General features: G+C 63.0%; 22 protein-coding genes and 1 pseudogene. 15 read left to right on the top strand and 8 right to left on the bottom strand.

The window, feature by feature from the left end; all coding sequences use genetic code 11:
- Positions 1 to 139: 139 nt before the first annotated feature.
- Both KH616_RS04125 and KH616_RS04120 read right to left on the bottom strand, forming a co-directional pair.
- Positions 140 to 381 (bottom strand): annotated as a pseudogene (locus KH616_RS04125) (transposase); the annotation flags it as partial.
- 34 nt (positions 382 to 415) lie between these two features.
- Positions 416 to 1,483: a WYL domain-containing protein gene (locus KH616_RS04120; protein WP_292237255.1), complete on the bottom strand. Its 1,068-nt coding sequence runs from the start codon at positions 1,481 to 1,483 to the stop codon at positions 416 to 418.
- 119 nt (positions 1,484 to 1,602) lie between these two features.
- Between KH616_RS04120 and KH616_RS04115 the strand changes: the two genes are divergently transcribed.
- From KH616_RS04115 to KH616_RS04095, 5 genes are read left to right on the top strand one after another with little or no spacing between them, the layout of a single operon-like run.
- A complete protein-coding gene (locus KH616_RS04115; protein ID WP_292237253.1) occupies positions 1,603 to 2,511 on the top strand; it encodes a 5'-nucleotidase in 909 nt (302 codons plus the stop codon).
- A 16-nt stretch (positions 2,512 to 2,527) separates the two neighbouring features.
- On the top strand, positions 2,528 to 2,914 hold the full coding sequence (locus tag KH616_RS04110; RefSeq protein ID WP_292237251.1) for a hypothetical protein: 387 nt from the start codon (positions 2,528 to 2,530) through the stop codon (positions 2,912 to 2,914).
- A gap of 47 nt (positions 2,915 to 2,961) precedes the next feature.
- Positions 2,962 to 3,369: a hypothetical protein gene (locus tag KH616_RS04105; RefSeq protein ID WP_292237249.1), complete on the top strand. Its 408-nt coding sequence runs from the start codon at positions 2,962 to 2,964 to the stop codon at positions 3,367 to 3,369.
- A 27-nt stretch (positions 3,370 to 3,396) separates the two neighbouring features.
- On the top strand, positions 3,397 to 3,600 hold the full coding sequence (locus tag KH616_RS04100) for a hypothetical protein (protein ID WP_292237247.1): 204 nt from the start codon (positions 3,397 to 3,399) through the stop codon (positions 3,598 to 3,600).
- Positions 3,597 to 4,352 (top strand): Sir2 family NAD-dependent protein deacetylase, encoded by a 756-nt coding sequence (locus KH616_RS04095; protein WP_292237245.1) that lies wholly within the window; start codon positions 3,597 to 3,599, stop codon positions 4,350 to 4,352. The genes KH616_RS04100 and KH616_RS04095 overlap by 4 nt, the downstream gene beginning before the upstream one ends.
- A 52-nt stretch (positions 4,353 to 4,404) precedes the next feature.
- Here the strand turns inward: KH616_RS04095 and KH616_RS04090 are convergent, their stop codons facing one another.
- Together KH616_RS04090 and KH616_RS04085 are read right to left on the bottom strand one after the other, a co-directional pair.
- Entirely contained in the window at positions 4,405 to 5,682 is a 1,278-nt protein-coding gene (locus KH616_RS04090; protein WP_292237244.1) for a hypothetical protein, read from the bottom strand.
- 132 nt (positions 5,683 to 5,814) lie between these two features.
- Positions 5,815 to 6,504 (bottom strand): Sir2 family NAD-dependent protein deacetylase, encoded by a 690-nt coding sequence (locus KH616_RS04085; RefSeq protein ID WP_366834254.1) that lies wholly within the window; start codon positions 6,502 to 6,504, stop codon positions 5,815 to 5,817.
- A gap of 378 nt (positions 6,505 to 6,882) precedes the next feature.
- Between KH616_RS04085 and KH616_RS04080 the strand changes: the two genes are divergently transcribed.
- From KH616_RS04080 to KH616_RS04070, 3 genes are all read left to right on the top strand, one after another.
- A complete protein-coding gene (locus tag KH616_RS04080) occupies positions 6,883 to 7,404 on the top strand; it encodes a hypothetical protein (protein WP_292237240.1) in 522 nt (173 codons plus the stop codon).
- A 432-nt stretch (positions 7,405 to 7,836) separates the two neighbouring features.
- A complete protein-coding gene (locus KH616_RS04075; RefSeq protein ID WP_292237238.1) occupies positions 7,837 to 9,000 on the top strand; it encodes an MFS transporter in 1,164 nt (387 codons plus the stop codon).
- 295 nt (positions 9,001 to 9,295) lie between these two features.
- Entirely contained in the window at positions 9,296 to 9,499 is a 204-nt protein-coding gene (locus KH616_RS04070) for a hypothetical protein (protein ID WP_292237236.1), read from the top strand.
- A 138-nt stretch (positions 9,500 to 9,637) separates the two neighbouring features.
- Here KH616_RS04070 and KH616_RS04065 read toward each other — a convergent pair whose 3' ends face one another.
- Entirely contained in the window at positions 9,638 to 10,438 is an 801-nt protein-coding gene (locus KH616_RS04065) for a transporter substrate-binding domain-containing protein (protein WP_292237234.1), read from the bottom strand.
- A 254-nt stretch (positions 10,439 to 10,692) separates the two neighbouring features.
- On the opposite strand from KH616_RS04065, the gene KH616_RS04060 reads away from it, so the two are divergent.
- The 3 genes from KH616_RS04060 (at position 10,693) to KH616_RS04050 (ending at position 13,442) form a co-directional block, all read left to right on the top strand.
- Complete coding sequence (locus KH616_RS04060; RefSeq protein ID WP_292237233.1) at positions 10,693 to 11,190, top strand: LEA type 2 family protein; 498 nt, start codon at positions 10,693 to 10,695, stop codon at positions 11,188 to 11,190.
- Between the two features lie 142 nt (positions 11,191 to 11,332).
- Positions 11,333 to 12,463: a class I SAM-dependent methyltransferase gene (locus KH616_RS04055; protein WP_292237231.1), complete on the top strand. Its 1,131-nt coding sequence runs from the start codon at positions 11,333 to 11,335 to the stop codon at positions 12,461 to 12,463.
- 94 nt (positions 12,464 to 12,557) lie between these two features.
- On the top strand, positions 12,558 to 13,442 hold the full coding sequence (locus KH616_RS04050; protein WP_292237229.1) for an SAM-dependent methyltransferase: 885 nt from the start codon (positions 12,558 to 12,560) through the stop codon (positions 13,440 to 13,442).
- A 114-nt stretch (positions 13,443 to 13,556) separates the two neighbouring features.
- On the opposite strand, the gene KH616_RS04045 is transcribed toward KH616_RS04050, so the two are convergent.
- Complete coding sequence (locus KH616_RS04045) at positions 13,557 to 14,129, bottom strand: DUF1415 domain-containing protein (RefSeq protein WP_292237227.1); 573 nt, start codon at positions 14,127 to 14,129, stop codon at positions 13,557 to 13,559.
- A 108-nt stretch (positions 14,130 to 14,237) separates the two neighbouring features.
- Entirely contained in the window at positions 14,238 to 14,858 is a 621-nt protein-coding gene (locus tag KH616_RS04040; RefSeq protein WP_292237225.1) for a TetR/AcrR family transcriptional regulator, read from the bottom strand.
- Positions 14,859 to 15,044: 186 nt separating this feature from the next.
- On the opposite strand from KH616_RS04040, the gene KH616_RS04035 reads away from it, so the two are divergent.
- From KH616_RS04035 to KH616_RS04025, 3 genes are all read left to right on the top strand, one after another.
- Entirely contained in the window at positions 15,045 to 16,328 is a 1,284-nt protein-coding gene (locus KH616_RS04035; RefSeq protein WP_292237223.1) for an MFS transporter, read from the top strand.
- A gap of 159 nt (positions 16,329 to 16,487) precedes the next feature.
- Positions 16,488 to 17,093, top strand: a complete 606-nt coding sequence (locus KH616_RS04030) for a nitroreductase family protein (RefSeq protein ID WP_292237221.1) — start codon at positions 16,488 to 16,490, stop codon at positions 17,091 to 17,093.
- Positions 17,094 to 17,200: 107 nt separating this feature from the next.
- A complete protein-coding gene (locus KH616_RS04025; protein WP_292237219.1) occupies positions 17,201 to 18,451 on the top strand; it encodes an Hsp70 family protein in 1,251 nt (416 codons plus the stop codon).
- A 153-nt stretch (positions 18,452 to 18,604) separates the two neighbouring features.
- Here KH616_RS04025 and KH616_RS04020 read toward each other — a convergent pair whose 3' ends face one another.
- Positions 18,605 to 18,808: a cold-shock protein gene (locus KH616_RS04020; RefSeq protein ID WP_292237217.1), complete on the bottom strand. Its 204-nt coding sequence runs from the start codon at positions 18,806 to 18,808 to the stop codon at positions 18,605 to 18,607.
- Between the two features lie 421 nt (positions 18,809 to 19,229).
- On the opposite strand from KH616_RS04020, the gene KH616_RS04015 reads away from it, so the two are divergent.
- A partial coding sequence (locus KH616_RS04015) for an APC family permease (RefSeq protein ID WP_292237215.1) occupies positions 19,230 to 19,921 on the top strand: 692 nt, incomplete at its 3' end.

Raw genomic sequence — 19,921 nt, 5'->3', positions numbered from 1 at the left:
CATCGAGTTCGATGTCGAGGGCAACGGCGTGACAGCTTCGGGTCGATCAGCCGAGGGCAGCTCGACCGAAGGCGTTCGCCTTGATGCCCTTGGCGACCGTGTAGATAAATCCAAGAAACGCAAATGAAAAAATTGTGGATCGCATATCCGGCGGAAACGCGAAGAACGGAATCACGCGATCCCAGGCACTGCGCCAGGAAGCGCTCACGGTCGGGAATTTCTGGCCCCATTGCCCTTCGGCAAACGCATCAAGATCGGCTTGGTCGCGGCAGCCAAGCCCTTGCGATCCTTCCAGCTCGCGTAATTGAGGCTGTTGCGAATCAGATGGGCGATGCGGGTTTGAAGCGTGGTCGCTGGAGATACCGCCAACAGGGCTTCGGGCGAGGATTCTCTTCAATGCAACGCATCGCATGACTCAGGCTGTCGTGCCATAGCGCTTCGCCAACGCAGCCGCGTCGCGCGCAAACTCATCCCGAAGCGTGGTTGGCGCCAGGATTTCCACCGCAGGGCCGAGCGAGCGAAGCCACCGCCGCAGTTTCACGCTGGGAACCACCGTTCCGGTCACCTTCGTACGACCATCCGAGAGCGGCTCAAACTTTTGATCCTTCGACATACGCCGCTCTCCCAGTCGCTTCGCCTCTGTCGGTTCCAGCGCAAGCTCCAGTACAACTGGGGTCTCCGGCAAAAACTCGAATACCTGATCGTTTGCAATCGTGTCATGCAGCCGGAAATCGCGCGGATATGCGAATTTAACCCCGGAATCGACCGCCGAAACGATTCGGTCCAGCCGGTACAAAGTCCGGAGCCAGTTGGGCTTGCCGTCGTCGGGCCTTGGCGGATGTTCCGGACTCTGGGCGACCATGTACACGAGTCCGGCTGACTCGACCAGTGCAAGCGGCCAAAGTCGCCGCAGCTTGATGTCGCCGGTCTTCTCCTTCCTATAGGCCTGGCGATACCGCACATGCAGTTCGCGCTCAAAAAACGTTGCTGTCACGACCGTCTGAAAGACATCGGGAGCGATGGGGGGAGGATCCAGCGAAAAGGTCGGCTCCACCACATCAATCTTGCTGCCCCAGGCCCGATACAGCCGACTGTCCTCGCGGTCTTGAGAAAGTCGCGTATCGGCTGCCTTGAAGAGCGGCTCGATGTCCCGGATCACGGCCGCGGGTAGCTTGTCTCCCACAAAACGTCTGAGCGCGTGAAATGCCACAGCCTCGGAAGCGCTCATCAAGCTTGCCACCTGGTTGGCGCCGTGCAACCAGGATTTGCGTTGCCAGAGCCTATCGCGGCCGGATACGGTCGATATGACAAGCAGGTCCCGCTCCAGCATGGAAAGACGCCGTCGAAGTTGCTTGAGGTAATCAACGCGGTGCCCGCGGTCTTCAAGCAACTGAAAAATCCGAGACGTGGACATCCATGGTTCGAGGTCCCTGTCTGTCGGCAGGATGCGAAGAAGCACTTCATCAAGGCTTGAGGTCGTCATTATGAGCTTCGGTTGAGGGTGACCTGTCCGGCATTCCGATAGCGCCGATTCTACCGGGCAACGGAGACACGTTTTGTCCCGGTCGTCCTGCATGATGGTGCCAGGCCACAGGAGGAGCCATGACTTCGAGTACAAAAATCATCATCGCCGTTTCCGCGCGAGCGCTCTTCGACTTCGAGATCGAGAACGAGGTGTTCCGGGAGGACGACCCGTCGGCGTATTGCGCCCTTCAGGCCGCGCGACTGGACATTCCCGCGGGTCCGGGTGTCGCTTTCCCGCTGGTGCGGAAACTTCTCGCGTTCAATGGCGACGAATGCGCCGATGTCGAGGTCGCGATCCTGTCGCGCAACGACCCGGTCACCGGGCTCAGGGTGTTCATGTCGGCCCGCCATCACGGATTGGCTATCAGTCGGGCCATCTTCACCGGCGGCGCGAAACCCCACCAGTACCTTGCGCCGCTCGAGGCCAGTTTGTTTCTTTCGGCCCATGCCCCGGACGTCAAGGAGGCGATGGCCGCCGGATTTCCGGCCGCCCGCGTCTACCCGATGTCGGGCACGACAGCTCCCACGGATGACGGCGAGTTGCGCATCGCCTTCGATGGAGACTCGGTTCTCTTCAGCGATGAAGCCGAGCGCGTGTTCAAGCAGCGCCAGTTGCAGGCGTTCAATAACCATGAAATGCGCCATGCGCGCTCGCCACTTCCGCCCGGTCCGCTGAAGCCATTCCTGGCTGCCTTGTGTGCGCTTCAGGCCCGGCGCAAGTCCCGAGTCAGGGTGCGCACCGCGTTGGTGACTGCTCGCAGCGCCCCGGCACACGAACGCGCGATTCGCACGTTGATGGCTTGGGGCGTGACCGTGGACGAGGCCATGTTCCTCGGCGGCAAGGATAAAGCGGGTTTCCTCGCCGAGTTCAGGCCCGACATCTTCTTCGACGACCACATTCAAAACTGTGAATCGGCCTCGCAGCGGGTTGCAACTGGGCATGTGCCCTACGGCATCAACAACGAATCCGGGTTGATTCTTCATTGAGCGCGAGAATTCATAGATGAATCAAGAGCTTGAAAGCGTCCTGGTGGCAACTTATCCGACCATCTATCGGAAGCTGGCGCCCCGGTTCGCCGGAGGAAGTCGGTTCGAATGCGATGACGGCTGGTATCGAATCATCGACGCGCTGTCGCGCAAGCTCGAAGGCGAGGCGCACACGTCGGCGCTGCTCGCACTCGAAGTGCGGGAGAAGCTGGGCAGCCTGCGATTTATTGTTCGTGGCGACGTGACGAACGAGGTCGATAGCTGGCTCGCCGCCGCCACGCGTCTGAGTCAGGTCACATGCGAGCGGTGTAGTCAGCCGGCTACGCTGCGGGGACACAAGGATGGAAGGGTACGTACGCTCTGCCCGGCGTGTGCCACGGCGATGAACTACGTCCTGGAATGATGCCGTCCCGATAGGGCGTTCCGCTATGTCATCCACGGGGAAATGTCATGCCACAGACTCTGGAGCACATTGATGCAATCGCGCGAAGACTGAAGCGGGACGTGCTTTATCTCGACTTCTTGAAGGCGCAGCGTCCTCACCGGGAAGACTACCGGCGTATCGAGAGTCGCTCGCATATCGTGCAATGGCTGGACCGCGAAGGCATCAGCTGGAGCGAGTGCGGTCCACTCGCGTCCGAGGCGGTCATACGGTCGTACGCCGGCGAGATTTTTATCGACGTGCCGTTCGACGAGACCGACGCGCAATATCGCAAGGTTCAGGCGTTCCTTGAGTATCCGGACGGCACGGCACGCTTCGACGACGTCAGGTTCTACGTCGTCACGCTACAGCTTGCGCAGCAGAATGCACACCATGATGAACCTGGGTTCTGGGACCGCTGGGCCGACAACTTCTAATCAGTAAGGCGACAGACTGGAGGCGTTGTGAACACATATATTCGTGACGGTTCGTCGAAAATCGTCGGCCGCATTCAGACCGACACCCAGGGGAAGCAATACGCCTACGTGGGCGGGAGAATAGTTGGAATCTACAACCCGCAACTGAACAAAACGTTCGATGCCCGGCTGCGTGTGTACGGAAGTGGTAACCAGCTGATGGCTCTGGTTCGTTGTGCGGATGACGAATGATGAAAGTGTCGTCTGAACAGCAGGTCAAGGGGCCACGCCTGTACGTATTTTCGGGGGCGGGGTTATCGGCAGAAAGCGGGCTTTCGACGTTCCGTACCGGAAACGGCATTTGGACCCAGGAGAACCTCGACGAAGTCTGCAACTTCCTGAACTGGAGGAAGAACCGGGAGGCGGTCTTCCGGTTCTATAACGAGAGAATCGCGGAGAAGCGGGACGCGCGCCCGAACAAAGCACACGTGATGCTCGCGGCATGGCAACACACCTGGGGGAAGGAGCGGGTTCGGCTCATCACGCAAAACGTCGACGATATGCTCGAACGGGCCGGTGCACTGCACGTCACGCACCTCCACGGCGACATGCACTCGCTGCGTTGCACCTGCTGCGACCTCCGCTTTCCCAAGACCGGGTTGGCGTATCGCTTGGATGCTGCCTGCCCGCGTTGCGGGGAGGTGGAAGCAGTCAAACCGGGCGTCGTGTTCTTCCACGAGGAAGCGCCCGAATACGTGAAGCTGCATCGCATGCAACTCGAAATGACCGACGACGACCTGTATGTCGCGATTGGCACTGCGTTTCAGGTCGTGCCGCCCGAAGCCATGCTGCCCCGTTCGAGATGGCGCCAGCATGAAAGGAACTTTTTGATTGATCCGGAGCCGCGTCGCACGGAGTTTTTCGGGTGCGTAGAAGCGCAGGCCGCAACTGCGGGCCTGCGCAATCTCGAAAGTCGCATTAATGCGCTGATGAGGACGCGATAGTGCCCACGAGGACGCTGCTCGATCGGCCAGCGCCCTCGTGGGGGATTCGACGTCAATATCCATCCATGAACAAAACCATTTCCACTTCGCGAAGCGTCCAAGGTTGCCATCCGGCGTTGTCTGCGGCGGACTCGCGCTCGCGGTTATTGAGTTCGTCGCGAATCGCACGAACGAGCGCACTGCCTGCGTAGACGCTGCTCCACTTCCCATAACCGCTGTGCCACCCCTTCAATTCATAGGGGTTACGCTGCGTTCGGCTGCCTCCCCGCCCCGGTACCCGGCCGATATGAACAAATGGCGTTGTCACCTCTCGATGGTCCTGGTTCAACAAGATCCGGTCAATGCGCCTGATCAGCGAATGCGCAACCCGGCTGTCCCAGATGACGAGGCCCCGCTCCGGTTCGAGATGGGCCGTTGCGAACGCGGCAACCTTCGTCCAGCCGCTGTTCATCCGTGCACCGTTTTGCGCCCGGCCGTCGATAGCAGAAGCAAACACCGCTTCAACGTGCTGCCAGTCGTAAGGTTGGCGCTGCGAGACGCCTCCCCAGAGGAACACCTCTGCGGCGAACTCGACCGCCAGTTCTTTCTGGTCTTTCGTCCATTTCCCGACTGAATCGGCCAGTTGCCGCGCGGTATCGAGCATCGGCGCGAGCACCGCATAGGTCTCGGCATAGCCAGTGGCCGGATGTGGCCAAAAATAGGCATTGAGGCGCGCCCGCCAACCCGTGACAGGCGCACCGTACTGCCGGTTGCGATACATCGGGATGAACTTGTCAGTATCGATATCCGTGACCAGCTGTTTAATTATTTCGCTGGGGAAATCGGGTTGCACGGTTTCGTCAACCGTGCGCAATACATGACCCGCATCTTCTGCGTCCGCCGTGTCCTCCTGAATGCCATCGCCTTCGTCCCATGCATCAGCGAAGGCCTCGAGTGCGGGAGCAACGCGAATTTCCTCGAGGAGTTTGCGTCCCTCGGTCGTAAGACGAACGCCTTCGACCTTCCTACGGGTTATCGGATTGATGGTTTCCGCATGCTCCAAGAGATGCAGATTGGCATCCACCATTTCGAGCGTGGCCTGCATTGTGTTGTGATACGTGGGGGTGGCCAGCATACGGCACATGATTTCGAGCGCAAAGCGAACGCCGGCGTTGACACGGTCGGCCAAAGATTCAATCGTGGGAAGCCGTGGCATCGGATCGCGCAAAGAATCCAGGTCAGGTTGAAACCGCTTGAACCAGAAATCCCATGCAGCGAGAAACTGATAATTCGAAATTTTCTGATGATTCGCGTGTGGCAGCGTAATCACTTGGTGGGTTTCTCGTTCCATTGTCTCTGTTTGCAAAGATGTCGTTGATTGCCCGTGCATTGGCACACGATCGAACAATCGCTTTACCGGGTGATGGATATATCGGCAATCGGATGTCGAGGTTGAATTGCCGCGCGATTGCGCCGGGGCGATTCAGAGCGCGGCGTCGATGGCAAGCAGTGTTTCGAGCGCCCCGCCTTGAATGCCAATGCCCTTTGCGGGATCGATCTGCGGTTCGCGCGTGTTGATGCGGACGAGATGAGGCGCGTGACGCTCGCTGAACCGACGAACCGTCGGCAGCGTCATGCCCGCACCGATCTCGACGACCACGAGGCGCTCGGCCACAGCCTTCCACCTGCGCATACGCTCCATCTGGCGTTCCGTGCGATCTTCCAGCCACGCATTGTCCCCAAACATCAGGATGTTGGGCCGTGCGAGACCGCCGCAATGAGCGCAGCGTGGAACGTCTCCGATCATTCGGCAGGCCTGCTCGTCGATGACAGGATCGAATCCGGCCGCTGGCCAGACTTGCCGGCAGCACGGTTTCGCGCACTGCAAATAATGAATCGATCCGTGGCATTCCAGGATGCCGCTTTCTTCGAACCCCGCCTTCTGGAACTGGCCGTCGACGTTGCTCGTATAGACGAATGCCCCGTGCCGCATGCGCGCTGCCCAGCGCCGAAGCACCGCAAATCCGGCGTGCGGGTCGACTTCGCGATAGCACTTCAGGCGATGGCCATAGAAGCCCCAGGCGAGCTGGGGATCGGCGCGGAATGCATCCGGGTTCGCGATGGACTGAAAGCTACGCTTGAGCGTTCCCAATGCCGGATAGGCGCGCCACATGCCTTCGTCGCCACGAAAATCCGGAAGACCGGAGTCAACGCCCATGCCAGCGCCGGCGGTGATGAGAAGCGCGTCGGCATTGCGAACCCATTCGGCGGCGCGTGCAATTGCTTCCGCCGATGCTCCCGTGAAATCTTCGTGCTGCATATGTGCTCACCTTTCGATTGCGCCGGCGGCGCGGTCACGCCAGCAACATGGGAAATGTGCGACGCGGTTTGCCGGAGGATTGTCCCCCGCACTGAGCCGACGACTATAAAGCCGAACGCGGACATTTCATGTCCTGATCGGGCTGTGCGCGCGTCGCTCGCGTTCAGGACAGTGATTGTCCCAATCGCGTCACAGACTGCTGGTTCCAATGCAACGGAGGGCACCGACACCATGACGAAGCAGAGCCATGAGTACAACAATCTCGACACCACGCGACACGAGATCCGCGAACGAATCGACCATGCGCCGCTTCGTATCGCCCTCAGGCTGTGGGGTTACGATGCGTCCCAGGCGCAGACGTGGATCGAATCCTTGCCGACGCTGGACGGATCGCTCGCCTGGGCACTTGCCGTCGCGCCGGACAATCACGACGCCGATGTTGTCGTTCATATGGTCAAGCCTTCACGCCCGGCGGGCTCCACGTTCTGCTGGAACTGCGTCGGCGCAAATCGGGCGATTGCACGCAGGCCTTCTGCGTCCGGCACCGCACTTGTGCTGTTTGCCGGCCATGCCTGTCAGATGCCATCCGCGCGCACCGGGCAGTGGATCGTGTCCGGTGGGCTGCCGCCGCGCGCGGCACTTTCCCAACTCTCGCATCTGATCGCAGCTGCCGCAGCGCCTGCGTCTTCGGGCGCCGTGATGGTGCGAAACCATCTGCTCGAGATGATGGTGCGCGAACTAGACGGTGCGTGAACATTGGGTGACGACTGTTCGCATGACAAGACCGTCAGGTGATCGCCGGCGCCGGTTTTTGCGAGATGGATCGGCATCGTGTGATTGGACGACTATTGGAGTCCGGCAGCCGACCAATGCCGAAGCGGGCCCGGAAATGGGGCCCGCTTTTTTCGGACGTACCAGGAACTTCATCGACAGTTGCCCTCGCGCATGCATTCATCCGGCGTGCCCGGTTCAGCAATTCCGGCGGAAGATGACATGACTCTCTGCCAGCCCGATTTCCGCAACAAGAACCGATACCAGATTGGCTGCACGAGCCAACCGCCGAAAGAGGCGACAGGCGCCACACGGCTCCGTGCCTAAAAATCCGACAACACCACTCGGGGCTGGCACATACCGCCCCGGCGATCGATAATTCCCCGATCATCACCGGTGACTTGGATGCCCGCCATGCGCCCAAACCGTGCGTTGCTTTTTCTCATCGGGACCCTGCTCACCGCAGGCGGATACGGGGCGACCTTTCTGCTGTCGATGCGCTTCAGGTCGATCGGCGGAAGCGATCTCGATACCGGCGTGGCGCTCGCCGGAGCGATGGCCGGTACGTTTGTCGGCGTGCCGCTCGTCGGCTGGTTCTCGCAGCATCTCGGCGCCACGCGGATGGCCGCGCTCGCCGCGCTTTGTGTCGGTGCCGGTGTTGTGGGTTTCGCGCTCGTCGAGCAGAAAGGCGCAGTCGGTCTGCTGCCCGGGTTCCTCGTTGGATTCGGCTGGGGCGTGTTCCACCTTGCAGCACCGATGTCGCTCGTCGAACGAACGAGCGATACGGATCGCGGATTGTGGTTTTTCCGTTTCTCGACATTTCAAATGGCCGGTATCGGCGCAAGCCCGGCGCTTGCGGCATTCGCCATTCGCTCGCTGCACTGGCCGATTAGCGTCACGCTCTATGTCATTGGCGGCCTGTGCGTGATCGCGTCACTGGCGCTCGAGACGTTCGGCCGGCTTTCTCCGCACCCGCCCGTATCGCCGGTACGAGAACGATGGCTGCGCGAAATTGGCGCAATTGCCCGTACGCGTGCGGTATTTCCGATTGCGATGATCGCGCTCGGCGCCTGCGTGTTCTCCGGCTTGATGACGTTTCAGATGTCCCTCGTGCGCGGCACTCAGGCTCATCCCGGCACATTCTTCAGTCTGTACACGATGACGGTGGTGGTGGTGCGCGGGCTGCTTTCGCGACTCGTCGTCAGCGCGCGTCCGGAAGTCGCGACAAAGGGATTGCTCATGATGATGGTGCTCGGCATCGTCGCGATGTTCGGGGTGCCCTACCATGCATCGTTCCAGTCAGCGGCCGCGGTATTGCTCGGTTCCGGCTACGGTCTTGTCTATCCGCTCATTCAGGCGCAGGCGGTCAGTGATTCCGGAGCGCCGCACCGACGAGCCGCGTTAACATGGTTCGTCACGTCGTATTTCCTCGGCGTGTTCGGCTTTCCGTCGATCGGCGGCTGGGTGCTGGTCAACGTCGGCAAGGCCGCGCTGCTGACGCTCATCGCCGTGTGTGGTCTCGCAGCGCTTGCGCTGGCGATCCTGCAGGACAGGCCTGTATCGATGCGCGCCCAGTAGCGCGCGCGTCGCGTCCAGGCGAATTCGCCGCAGCGTATGGCTGCGGCCAACGCCGATTGCAGCATGACGCAACATTTTCACGTGTACGTCATGAAGACCCATTATGTTGTCACCGCTCGTCGCGGTGTGGCCGGCCGGTCTCCTCCGGTTCGTCTACACAACCGTGCTGGATCGAAGTGCCTCCGCGATGCGTGCCGCGTGCAACCTGCGAACCGAATGCGCCCGCGTGCCGTTTCACACCCTGGAGAATCGAAAGCGGTTCATCGCGAATCGCCGGAGACTGGAGATCTGGACCATGTTGAGTCCGCATGAATTCTCGATGCTGCTGCGTATTGCCCGCGCGCATGACAGCGTCGACCTGTCGAATCCTGCGTACGCGGTGCTCGTCGAGCAACGGCTCGTGGACGACGCGCCGCGCCGCGTGCAAGCTGTCGTGCCCCGTCCGGCGCTGACCCCGAACGGCTGGGCGCTGCTTGCGCGCTTCGGCGAGGCCGCCTGATCCTGCCGCGATCGGACGCGGCGCGCACGTTGCATGCTGCGCCAATCGAGCGTCGCCGTGAGTGTCGTCGACGGATGCCGGTATGCGCGATGCCGCCGAAAAAATCGAGCGGCATCGCGCATCAACAAGCCGGATGCATCACTGACCGACCGGCTGGGTGACGTCCGAACCGAACCAGCGCGTCGAGATCTTCTTCAACGTACCGTCCTGTCGCAGCGAATTCAGCGCGTCGTCGATCGCCTTCGCGAACTTCGGGTTGCCTTTGCGGAACGGGATCGCCATTTCCTGCTTGCCGCCGTTCACCACGGCGCCGGCGCGCAGCGGCAGGTTCGACGTCTTGATCATGTAGGGCAGCATCAGGCGATCGTCGAGCGTGGCCTCGATCCGGCCCGCCGCCAGGTCGCGCAGCTTCTCGGGCGCGCCGGGATAGGTCTGCACCTCGATCCCCGGAACGGCTCGCGCCATCTGGTCGTAGTTGGTGCCGAGCGTCACGCCGAGCTTCTTCCCCTTGAAATCATCGAGTGACTTGAAATCGCGCTTGTCGTCCGCGCGCTGGATCAGTTGCGCCGCCGAGTACGTGTACGGCACGCTGAAGTCGAGCACTTCCTTGCGCTGCGGGGTGATCGTGACCTGGTTGACGATCACGTCGAACTTGCCGGCCTGCAGGCCGGCGATGATGCCGCTCCACTCGGTCGGAACGAACTGCGTCTTGACGCCGAGCTTGCCCGCGACGGCATTCGCGACATCGACGTCGAACCCTTCGAGCTGACCGTTGTTCGCGCGATAGTTGAACGGCGGGTAGGTGCCCTCCAGGCCAACCTTGAGCACGCCGGCCTTCTTGACCGAGTCCAGCAGGTCTTCCGCGTGGGCCGCGACGGCTGTGAAGCCGAGGGCGGTGGCAAGCAGGGCGCTCGACAGCAGCAACTTCGAGGGTTTCATCTGATATCTCCGGTATGTGTTGTGAAGGCGGGCGGCGACTTTTTGTTGTTGCGGCAAGCCGCCCGGATGCCGACGCCTGATTGTGCCGATTGCCGGTGCGCGTGGGAAGCAGGGCGCTCCTCCGTCGCGATCGATCCTTCGAAAGGCAGGGCGTGATACGGCGTCGCCGCAGCCGGCGCGGCGACGGAGCCAATCGACGTCGAGCGCGAGGCCGGTACAATGCCGTCACGATCGTTCGCTCCGGGAGACCGCTCATGCAACGTACGTTATGCCCTCGAGCGTCGCTGCGCGCCGTGCTGACACTGTTCGTCGCCGTCATCATGCTCGGCGGGTGCGCGAGCCTGACCCGCGATCCGGTGCGCGTGACTGTTGCGGGGCTCGAACCGATCGCCGGGCAGGATCTGGAGATGCGCTTCAATGTGAAGCTGCGCGTGCAGAACCCGAATGACACCCCGATCGAATACAACGGCATTGCGCTTGATCTGGAACTGAACGGCAAGCCGTTTGCGAGCGGCGTCAGCGATCGCGCGGGGGCCGTGCCGCGGTTCGGCGAAGCGGTGCTCGACGTGCCGGTCAGCGTATCCGCATTCAATGCCGCGCGGCAGGCGTGGAGTTTCGCGGACGCCGCGTCGGCCGGCGAAATGCCGTACGCGCTGCGCGGCCGCCTCGCGGGCGGCGTGCTCGGCACCGTGCGTTTCACGGACGCCGGCATGCTGCGCCTGCCGGCGCTGCCGCCGGGGTGGGGCGGCTAGTGCGTACCGGAGCGGGGCGGCCGGCGCGTCGGCGCAGAATGTATCGCCAGGCCTGCTTTGCCGCGCCGGGCAAAGCAGGGTATGGTGTCGTCCGCGCGGCGCGATTGAAGCGCCGCATCCAGCCAACCGTTGCCGAGTTCGCGTGACCGATTCTCCCCTTTTCCACTGGACCGACGCCGCAGGCGTCGACCATGCCGCGCGCTGGCGTTCCGAAGCCGGCCTGCCGCCGCCGAAGCGCGCGGTGCCCGCCGACGACCGCATCAACGCCGATGCCGCTTACCGACTGACCTGCGAGGGCACGGCCCTCGTCTGGCAGGGCGATTTCCAGAACGCTCGCCAGCTCGTGCAGGCGATGGCGCGCCGTATCGACCGCAAGCCGAAGAAGGCGAAGGCGGCGAGCGGCGTCGACGCGTTCAATCTCCACCGCCTTGCGCAGTCGCAGCGCGCCCGCACACTCGGCATGCTGCTGATCCCGCTTGACGCCGACTATACGATTCCGCTGCGCCGCGCGCCCGACGTGCGCGCCGCTTGCGAAGAGGCGTACGGCCCGGGCGGTGCGCCGTCCGTCGTGTCGCTGCGGGAGCTGCTCGGCCTCGTCGGCGCCCACGAATGGCGCAAGAAAGGGGTGCCGGTTCCTGCGCTCGGCGCATCGATCCATCCGTATTACGGCGTGTTCTCGCCCGTGCGCGGCGAATACATCGATCTCGTCGCGCGTGCGCCGCTGCCTGCCGGTGCGCTCGCGTTCGACGTCGGTACCGGCACGGGCGTGCTCGCGGCCGTCCTTGCGTCGCGCGGCATCCAGCGCGTCGTCGCGACCGATCAGGATCCGCGTGCGCTCGCATGCGCGCGCGAGAATATCGAACGGCTCGGCTACGCGGCGCAGGTCGATGTCATTCAGGCCGACCTGTTTCCGGCGGGCCGTGCGCCGCTCGTCGTCTGCAATCCGCCGTGGGTGCCGGCGCGCCCGAGCTCGCCGATCGAATATGCGGTCTACGATCCCGACAGCCGGATGCTGCGCGGCTTTCTCGCGGGGCTCGCCGCGCATCTGGAGCCGGGCGGCGAAGGCTGGCTGATCCTGTCCGATTTTGCCGAGCATCTCGGGCTGCGCACGCGCGACGTGCTGCTGCAATGGATCGACGAGGCGGGCCTGGTCGTGCTCGGCCGCGACGACATCCGTCCGGTGCATCCGAAGGCCGCCGACGCCGACGATCCGCTCCACGCCGCGCGCCGCGCCGAAGTCACGTCGCTGTGGCGGCTCGGCGCGCGCGGTTGAGTGCGCGTGTTTTCGGTAAACTGACGCCATTGCTCACGTTTTCCCGCCGCCGGGCGGCGCGCATCGACTGCGCGCGGCCCGGCGCCGCATCATCATGTCGAACAAGACCTACGAAATCCGTCCGGAGCAGTCGATCGAGCTGCTGAAGGAACTGCACATCCTGACGCGCGACGGCAAGCTGAATCAGGACAGCCGCCGCAAGCTGAAACAGGTCTATCACCTGTTCCAGTTCATCGAGCCGCTGCTCGCAAGCGTGCTGGCGGACAAGGGCAGCGTGACGCTCGCCGATCACGGCGCGGGCAAGTCGTATCTCGGCTTCATCCTGTACGACCTGTTCTTCAAGCAGCAGCACGGCGACGCGGCGCGCCTGTCGCACATCTACGGTATCGAGACGCGCGAAGAACTCGTGACGCGCTCGACCGAGCTCGCCGCGCGGCTGGGTTTCGGCGGCATGTCGTTCCTGAACCTGTCGGTTGCCGATTCGATCGCGTCGCCGCAATTGCCCGAGACGATCGACGTCGTCACGGCGCTGCACGCGTGCGACACCGCGACCGACGATGCGATCCGCTTTGCGCTCGCGAAGCATGCGCGGCATATCGTGCTGGTGCCGTGCTGCCAGGCGGAAATCGCGGGCGTGCTGCGCAAGCACAAGGGCAAGTCGCTGGCCAGCGCGCTGACCGAGGTGTGGCGCCACCCGCTGCATACGCGCGAATTCGGCAGCCAGATCACCAATGTGCTGCGCTGCCTGCAGCTCGAGGCGCACGGTTATCAGGTCAGCGTGACCGAGCTGGTCGGCTGGGAGCATTCGATGAAGAACGAGCTGATCATCGCGCAGTACAAGAACCTGCCGCGCCGGCGGCCGAGCGAACGGCTGAACGAGATTCTCGACATGTTCGGCCTCGCCGAGTTGCGCGAGCGCTTTTTCGTGCCGGGCGGTGCAACGCCGGCCGGCGAGGAAGCCGTGCCGGTCGAGGGTTGACGCGCGCGGCGACGGGGATGAATGTCGCTGGGCGTCCGGCGCGACTGCGTTAGGCGTTCGGTGCGCCGAGGCATGGCCGGCCGGCGCCTCGGATGCCGATGCGGGGCCGTGCGCTCAGACGTCGTCGCCGGAGCGGTTCATCCAGTCGCGCAAGCCGTCGTGGCCGAGACGACGCAGCGTGTCCTGGTTTTTCTCGTAGATCGCGGACGCATCCGGAAACGCGTCGACGGCGCGTGCGATGCTGTCCTCGCGCAGCAGGTGCAGGATCGGATATGGCGCGCGGTTCGTGTAATTCTCGATATCGTCCGGCCCGGTGCCTTCGAACTGATACTGCGGATGGAAGCTGGCGATCTGCAACATGCCGTCGAGCTTCAGCTGTTGCACCAGACGGTCGGCGAAGAACAGCGCGTCGTTGTAGTCGAGAAAATCCGCGAATGCGTGCGGATAGATCACGAGCGTCGTGTCGACCTGCTGTGGATCGGCCGCTTCGAGTGCACGCAATTCGGTTTCGAGATCGACGAGCGCCTCCTCCAGCGTAGTCGCTTCGCTGATCGCGTAGCGCACCTGATCCTTCACGTAGACACTCTTCGCGAACGGGCACAGATTGAGCCCGATGACCGCGCGCGCGAGCCAGTGCCGGGTGGCGGCGAGGATATCGTCGTGCGAGGCGGGAGCGGTGTCGGTCATGGCAGGGCGGTGAGGGCGGCAAAGCCGGCATTGTAGCGAGCGCGGCGGCGGTTTTTCGTCTGGACGATGACGGATGCGGTTGCGATTCGGGGTTGCCGCTTCCAGCGACTAGCCGCAAGCGGCTTCGATCAGTTGCCTGACGAGTGCCGGCGCGGTGGCGATCGGCGTCGCGCCGTGCCGGTAGGTCTGGCTCGCCGCGTAGATGCCTTCGATGACGAGCGCGAGCGAATCGGCCAGCGTTTGCGGCTCGCGTGCGCCGGCGCGTTCGCACAAGTCGACGAGCCGTGCCATCAGCTGTTCCTTGTTCTGCGCGACGCGCTCGCGCGCCGGATGCGCGGCGTCCGGAAATTCCGCGGCAACGTTGACGAACGGACAGCCACGATAGTCTTTGCGCGACGCGCGCTCGGCGAGATCGACGAAATACTGGATCAACTGCGCCTTCGGATTGCCGGGATGCTTCGCGATACTCGTGTCGAAGCGCTCGAAGAAGAACGCATCCATCCGGTCCAGATAGGCCAGGATCAGCTCGTCCTTCGACGAAAACTGGCGGTACAGGCTCATCTTGTTGACGCCCGCAAGCTCGACGACCGCGTCGACGCCGACCGCACGCACCCCTTCCCGATAGAACAGTTCCTCGGCTGCGCGCAGCAGGTGCTCATGCGCGGTCGCGCCCGCGATCGGCCTGCGCGTGCGTCGTGATTCGGGTTTGGCGGTGTCGGTGCCCGACATGATGCCCTCGTTGGCGGTGTGATTTGCTTGACATGTTACCGACTGGTCACTACGATCGCAACAGACTTGTTACCGATCGGTAACATTGCGGTTGGTCGGGGTGCGTCGACCGCGATGCATGGGACCCGACTAAGCGCTAAAGCGCCAAGTCGGGTCGACATTAGGTTGATACTGGGGAATGCGAACATGAACTGGGCAGCGACACGAATCGGCGGGCGATTCCACTACGGATGGCTCGCGGCGGCAGTGGTATTCCTGATCCTGCTGGCAGCAGCCGGCACGCGCGCGACGCCAAGCGTCCTGATGGTGCCGCTCGAACGCGAACTCGGCTGGAGCCGCGGCGCAATCTCGCTCGCGATTTCCGTCAACATCGCGCTGTACGGCCTGACCGGACCATTTGCCGCCGCGGCGATGCAGCGCTTCGGCCTGCGACCGACCATCCTCACCGCACTCGCGACGATGAGCGCGGGCGTCGCACTGTCCTCGCTGATGACACAAAGCTGGCAGATGATCCTGATCTGGGGCCTGATGGTCGGCAGTTCGACAGGCGTGGTCGCACTGACGCTGTCCGCGACCTTCGTCACGCGCTGGTTCCATGCGAGACGCGGTCTGGTAATGGGCATCCTGACCGCCAGCACGGCGACCGGCCAGCTCGTGTTCCTGCCGATGCTTGCAGCCATTGCGCAGCGGCACGGCTGGCGTCCCGTCGTGTTGGTCGTCGCAGTCGCGGCTGCCGTCGTGATTCCGCTCGTCGCGCTACTGCTGCCTGAACGTCCGGCCGACGTCCAGCTGCGGCCGTACGGCGAACCGGCCGATGCGCCGGCCGCCGCCGACGCTACCAAGGAAAACCCGCTCGCGGTCGCATTCCGCACCCTGCTGACCGCAAGCCGGTCGCGCGATTTCTGGCTGCTGTTCTTCAGCTTTTTCATCTGCGGTGCCAGCACCAACGGATACGTCGGGACTCACCTGATCGCGATGTGCGGCGACTACGGGATGACGGCGGTGCAGGGCGCATCGCTGCTCGCGGCGATGGGCATATTCGACCTGTTCGGCACGACGTTGTCGGGCTGGCTGTCCGACCGCTACGACAACCGCGTGCTGCTGTTCTGGTATTACGGGCTGCGCGGGCTGTCGCTGATCTACCTGCCGCACGCGTTCGGCATCGATTTCTTCGGGCTGCCGCTGTTCGCGATGTTCTACGGTCTCGACTGTATCGCGACCGTGCCGCCCACCGTGCGGCTCGCGACCGACGTGTTCGGCAAGGCGGCCGCGCCGGTCGTGTTCGGCTGGATCGTCGCCGGACACCAACTCGGCGCGGCGTTCGCGGCACTTGGCGCGGGAATGCTGCGCGCGAGTCTCGGCACCTATACGGTTGCGTCGATGATCTCGGGCGGATTGTGCATCGTCGGCGCGCTGATCGTGCTGCGCATCAACCGCGGCACGGCGCGCGCGACCGCGCAGGCCGCTTGATCGGGACGCCGCGACGGCGTGCAGTTGCCGCGCGGCCCGTGCTTTTCAGGCATGGGGATTTGCATTGGCGGGCAGGATTGGGCGCGCACCGCCGCAAGCGGTTATGCTTGCGTTTCGCCAGGCGCTCGCGCCCCTTCATCGATGTCAGAGAGGATCTGCATGTCTGTCAAACCTGCTCCTACCACTGTTTCGATTCATGAATTGATTGCGGGCCGCTGGAGCCCGCGCGCCTATTCGAACGCACCGGTCAGCGCCGAGCATCTGCATGCGGTGCTCGAGGCGGCGCGCTGGGCGCCGTCCGCATACAACGCGCAGCCGTGGCGCTTCCTCGTATTCGATCGCACGCAGGACGAAACCGCGTTCAAGCGCGCATTTGCGACGCTCGTGCCGTTCAACCAGGGCTGGAACGCACCGGCGCCGGTGCTGATCGCGGTGACTGCGCACACGCTCACCGCGAAGGGCGAGACGAACCAGACCGCGCTGTACGATGCGGGCGCCGCGGCGATGTCGCTGGTGCTTCAGGCGCATGCGTTGGGGCTGGCCGCGCACCAGATGAGCGGCTTCGACGCGAAGGCATTCCGCAACGCGTTCACGATTCCGGCGGACGTTGCGATCCCGGCGATCATCTCGATCGGCCACTACGGCGAGGTCGACAAGCTCGATCCGGTGCTGCGCGAACGCGAGAAGGCGCCGCGCACCCGCCATCCGATCGGCGAGGTGGTTTATGCGGGCGCGTGGAAAAAGGGTTTCGACGCCGTGGCATGATGGCGCGCGGCCGGGGCTGCGGGCGGCCCCGGTTGTGATCCCGCGGGCTTCATGATAAAAAGCCCGTCCTTTCCGTTCTCGCGCCGGCCATGCGGCCGCATCTTCCCATGACTTATTGCGCGATTGATTTCGGCACGTCCAATTCTGCCGTGGCGCTGCCGCACGGCGACGGCATGCGGCTCGCGCCCGTCGAGGGCGACCACCAGACGCTGCCGACCGCGATTTTCTTCAACAACGACGAAGCCACGCTCGAATACGGCCGCGCGGCGCTCGCGTCGTACATCGACGGTTTCGACGGGCGTCTGATGCGCTCGATGAAAAGCATTCTCGGCTCGCCGCTCGCCGAGACGACGACGGATCTCGGCGACGGTTCCGGAATCGCATATACCGAAATCATCGCGCGATTCCTGCGTCATCTGAAACAGAAAGCCGAAACGTGCGCAGGTGCGCCGATTGGCCGCACGGTGCTGGGCCGACCGATCTTTTTCGTCGATGACGATCCGCGCGCGGACCGCCTCGCGCAGGATCAGCTCGAAGCTACCGCCCGCACGGTCGGCTTTAGCGACGTGCATTTCCAGTACGAGCCGATTGCTGCCGCATTCGACTACGAATCGCGCCAGACCGCCGAGCGTCTCGTGCTGGTCGCCGACATTGGCGGCGGCACGTCCGACTTCTCGCTGGTGCGGGTCGGCCCGGAGCGGATGCAGCGGCTCGAGCGCAAGGACGACGTGCTCGCGCACCATGGCGTGCACGTTGCCGGCACCGACTACGACCGGCGCGTCGAGCTGTCGTCGATTCTGCCGGCATTCGGCTATCGGTCGCTCGATCCGGAGGGGCGTGAGCTGCCGAACCGGATCTACTTCGATCTCGCGACCTGGCATCTGATCAATACCGTTTACACGCCAAAGCGGTTCGGCGAACTCAAGCTGATGCGGCACCTGTATCGCGACCCGCGGCAATTCGAGCGTCTCGCGCGGGTGGTCGAATTGCGTCTCGGCCATGCGCTGACGGCACGCGCCGAAGAGGCGAAAATCGGTGTGGCGGCGGGGGGAGAGACGATGATCGACCTCAACGACGTCGAAGAGGATCTGCAACTCGCGTTCGACGCGCAGCAACTGGTCGATGCGAGCCGCGACGATACCGCCCGCATCGTCGATGCCGCACGCGAAACGGTGCGGCTGGCGGGCATTGCGCCGCGCGATGTCGGTGCGCTTTACTTCACGGGCGGTTCGACCGGGCTCGCCTTTTTGTCGGGCGCGCTCGCATCGGCGTTCCCCGATGCGCAGCCGGTATTCGGCGACCGTCTCGCGAGCGTTGCGACAGGCCTCGGCATTCATGCGCAGCGACTGTTTGGCTGAATGAGCGGGTAGCGCGGGACCGGTGGCGCCGGATCGGTTTGCGCCGCCGGCGGCATCGCGTCCTGATTCACGTCATCGCCGGATATTGGCCGGAAAAAACAAAAGCCCCGCCGAAGCGGGGCTTTTGTCGTCAGACGAAATCTCGCGCTGAGCTTACAGCGGGCGGATGTTCGCAGCTTGCAGACCCTTCGGGCCCGTCTTCACTTCGAATTCGACCTTCTGGTTTTCTTGCAGCGTCTTGAAGCCTTCGGTGCGGATTTCCGAGAAGTGCGCGAACAGATCGTCGCCGCCGCCTTCCGGGGTGATGAAGCCGAAGCCCTTTGCGTCGTTGAACCACTTGACGGTACCGGTTGCCATGTTACTTATTCCTAAAAAGATAAAACGGGGCCGAAGCCCATGGATGCGGAAAATCAAGGAAGGGGGTAATGGGACCAACCGGAGTACCGTTGATGGGCGAACTACGAAAGACCAATTCACTCGCCACTTGAAATCCTGCGTAGATCTTTATACGGCTAATTTGGGATGCGGTCAACCGTATTTTCAACTTATTAGGGTTATTGCCGAGGTTGCGTTTTGAGAAGCTTGTGAAAGTCACGGAAATTTTGTAGGGGCCGATCGATCTGGAAGCAAATCTTAAGGTGCAACCGGTACACTACGCCCGGCGAGGACAGGGTTATCCCGAGTGGGTGATCGATCCCCCAAAGATTGCGTGCGCGGTGCAACCCGAGCCGATCCCGGATTGCAGGCCGACCATGCTTTTCGAGACACAGGAGAGGAAGTGAAGAGTTCTATTCAACGGAACATCGGCCCGTTTGCCTTGATGCTGACAGGGCTGGGTTCGATTATCGGCTCGGGCTGGCTGTTCGGTGCGTGGAAGGCCGCAAAGATTGCCGGCCCGGCAGCCATCTGCGCATGGATCATCGGTGCGGTCGTGATTCTCGCGATTGCGCTGACCTACGCCGAGCTGGGCGCCATGTTCCCGGAGTCGGGCGGTATGGTGCGCTATGCGCGCTACTCGCACGGCTCGCTGGTTGGCTTCATCAGTGCATGGGCAAACTGGATCGCGATCGTATCGGTGATTCCGATCGAGGCGGAAGCGTCGATTCAGTACATGAGCACCTGGCCATACGAATGGGCGCATAACCTGTTCGTCAACGGCGAACTGACGACACCCGGCCTTTTGCTGTCGGCCGTCCTCGTGGTGATCTATTTCCTGCTGAACTACTGGGGCGTGAAGGCGTTCGCGCGCGCGAACACGGTCATCACGATCTTCAAGTTCCTGATTCCGGGCCTGACGATTGCCGGTCTGATGCTGTCGAGCTTCCATTCGGAAAACCTCGGTACGGCGTCGAACGCGACCTTCGCGCCGTATGGCTGGTCGTCGGTGCTGACCGCGGTCGCGACGAGCGGCATTGTGTTCGCGTTCAACGTCTTCCAGAGCCCGGTCAACCTGGCGGGCGAGGCGCGCAA

The sequence above is a fragment of the Burkholderia sp. genome (genome assembly GCF_018375725.1).
In the GTDB taxonomy this organism is placed as follows: Bacteria; Pseudomonadota; Gammaproteobacteria; order Burkholderiales; family Burkholderiaceae; genus Burkholderia.
Note: the sequence above shows the minus strand (reverse complement) of the source record. Positions and strands in the feature narration are given on the sequence as shown.

What these genes read in the sequence shown, in the direction of transcription:
- KH616_RS04120 (WP_292237255.1), bottom strand. Translation starts at nt 1,483, where the DNA reads ATGACGACCTCAAGCCTTGATGAAGTGCTTCTTCGCATCCTGCCGACA.
- KH616_RS04115 (WP_292237253.1), top strand. Translation starts at nt 1,603, where the DNA reads ATGACTTCGAGTACAAAAATCATCATCGCCGTTTCCGCGCGAGCGCTC.
- KH616_RS04110 (WP_292237251.1), top strand. Translation starts at nt 2,528, where the DNA reads ATGAATCAAGAGCTTGAAAGCGTCCTGGTGGCAACTTATCCGACCATC.
- KH616_RS04105 (WP_292237249.1), top strand. Translation starts at nt 2,962, where the DNA reads ATGCCACAGACTCTGGAGCACATTGATGCAATCGCGCGAAGACTGAAG.
- KH616_RS04095 (WP_292237245.1), top strand. Translation starts at nt 3,597, where the DNA reads ATGATGAAAGTGTCGTCTGAACAGCAGGTCAAGGGGCCACGCCTGTAC.
- KH616_RS04090 (WP_292237244.1), bottom strand. Translation starts at nt 5,682, where the DNA reads ATGGAACGAGAAACCCACCAAGTGATTACGCTGCCACACGCGAATCAT.
- KH616_RS04085 (WP_366834254.1), bottom strand. Translation starts at nt 6,504, where the DNA reads ATGTGGCGCGCCTATCCGGCATTGGGAACGCTCAAGCGTAGCTTTCAG.
- KH616_RS04080 (WP_292237240.1), top strand. Translation starts at nt 6,883, where the DNA reads ATGACGAAGCAGAGCCATGAGTACAACAATCTCGACACCACGCGACAC.
- KH616_RS04075 (WP_292237238.1), top strand. Translation starts at nt 7,837, where the DNA reads ATGCGCCCAAACCGTGCGTTGCTTTTTCTCATCGGGACCCTGCTCACC.
- KH616_RS04070 (WP_292237236.1), top strand. Translation starts at nt 9,296, where the DNA reads ATGTTGAGTCCGCATGAATTCTCGATGCTGCTGCGTATTGCCCGCGCG.
- KH616_RS04065 (WP_292237234.1), bottom strand. Translation starts at nt 10,438, where the DNA reads ATGAAACCCTCGAAGTTGCTGCTGTCGAGCGCCCTGCTTGCCACCGCC.
- KH616_RS04060 (WP_292237233.1), top strand. Translation starts at nt 10,693, where the DNA reads ATGCAACGTACGTTATGCCCTCGAGCGTCGCTGCGCGCCGTGCTGACA.
- KH616_RS04050 (WP_292237229.1), top strand. Translation starts at nt 12,558, where the DNA reads ATGTCGAACAAGACCTACGAAATCCGTCCGGAGCAGTCGATCGAGCTG.
- KH616_RS04045 (WP_292237227.1), bottom strand. Translation starts at nt 14,129, where the DNA reads ATGACCGACACCGCTCCCGCCTCGCACGACGATATCCTCGCCGCCACC.
- KH616_RS04040 (WP_292237225.1), bottom strand. Translation starts at nt 14,858, where the DNA reads ATGTCGGGCACCGACACCGCCAAACCCGAATCACGACGCACGCGCAGG.
- KH616_RS04035 (WP_292237223.1), top strand. Translation starts at nt 15,045, where the DNA reads ATGAACTGGGCAGCGACACGAATCGGCGGGCGATTCCACTACGGATGG.
- KH616_RS04030 (WP_292237221.1), top strand. Translation starts at nt 16,488, where the DNA reads ATGTCTGTCAAACCTGCTCCTACCACTGTTTCGATTCATGAATTGATT.
- KH616_RS04025 (WP_292237219.1), top strand. Translation starts at nt 17,201, where the DNA reads ATGACTTATTGCGCGATTGATTTCGGCACGTCCAATTCTGCCGTGGCG.
- KH616_RS04020 (WP_292237217.1), bottom strand. Translation starts at nt 18,808, where the DNA reads ATGGCAACCGGTACCGTCAAGTGGTTCAACGACGCAAAGGGCTTCGGC.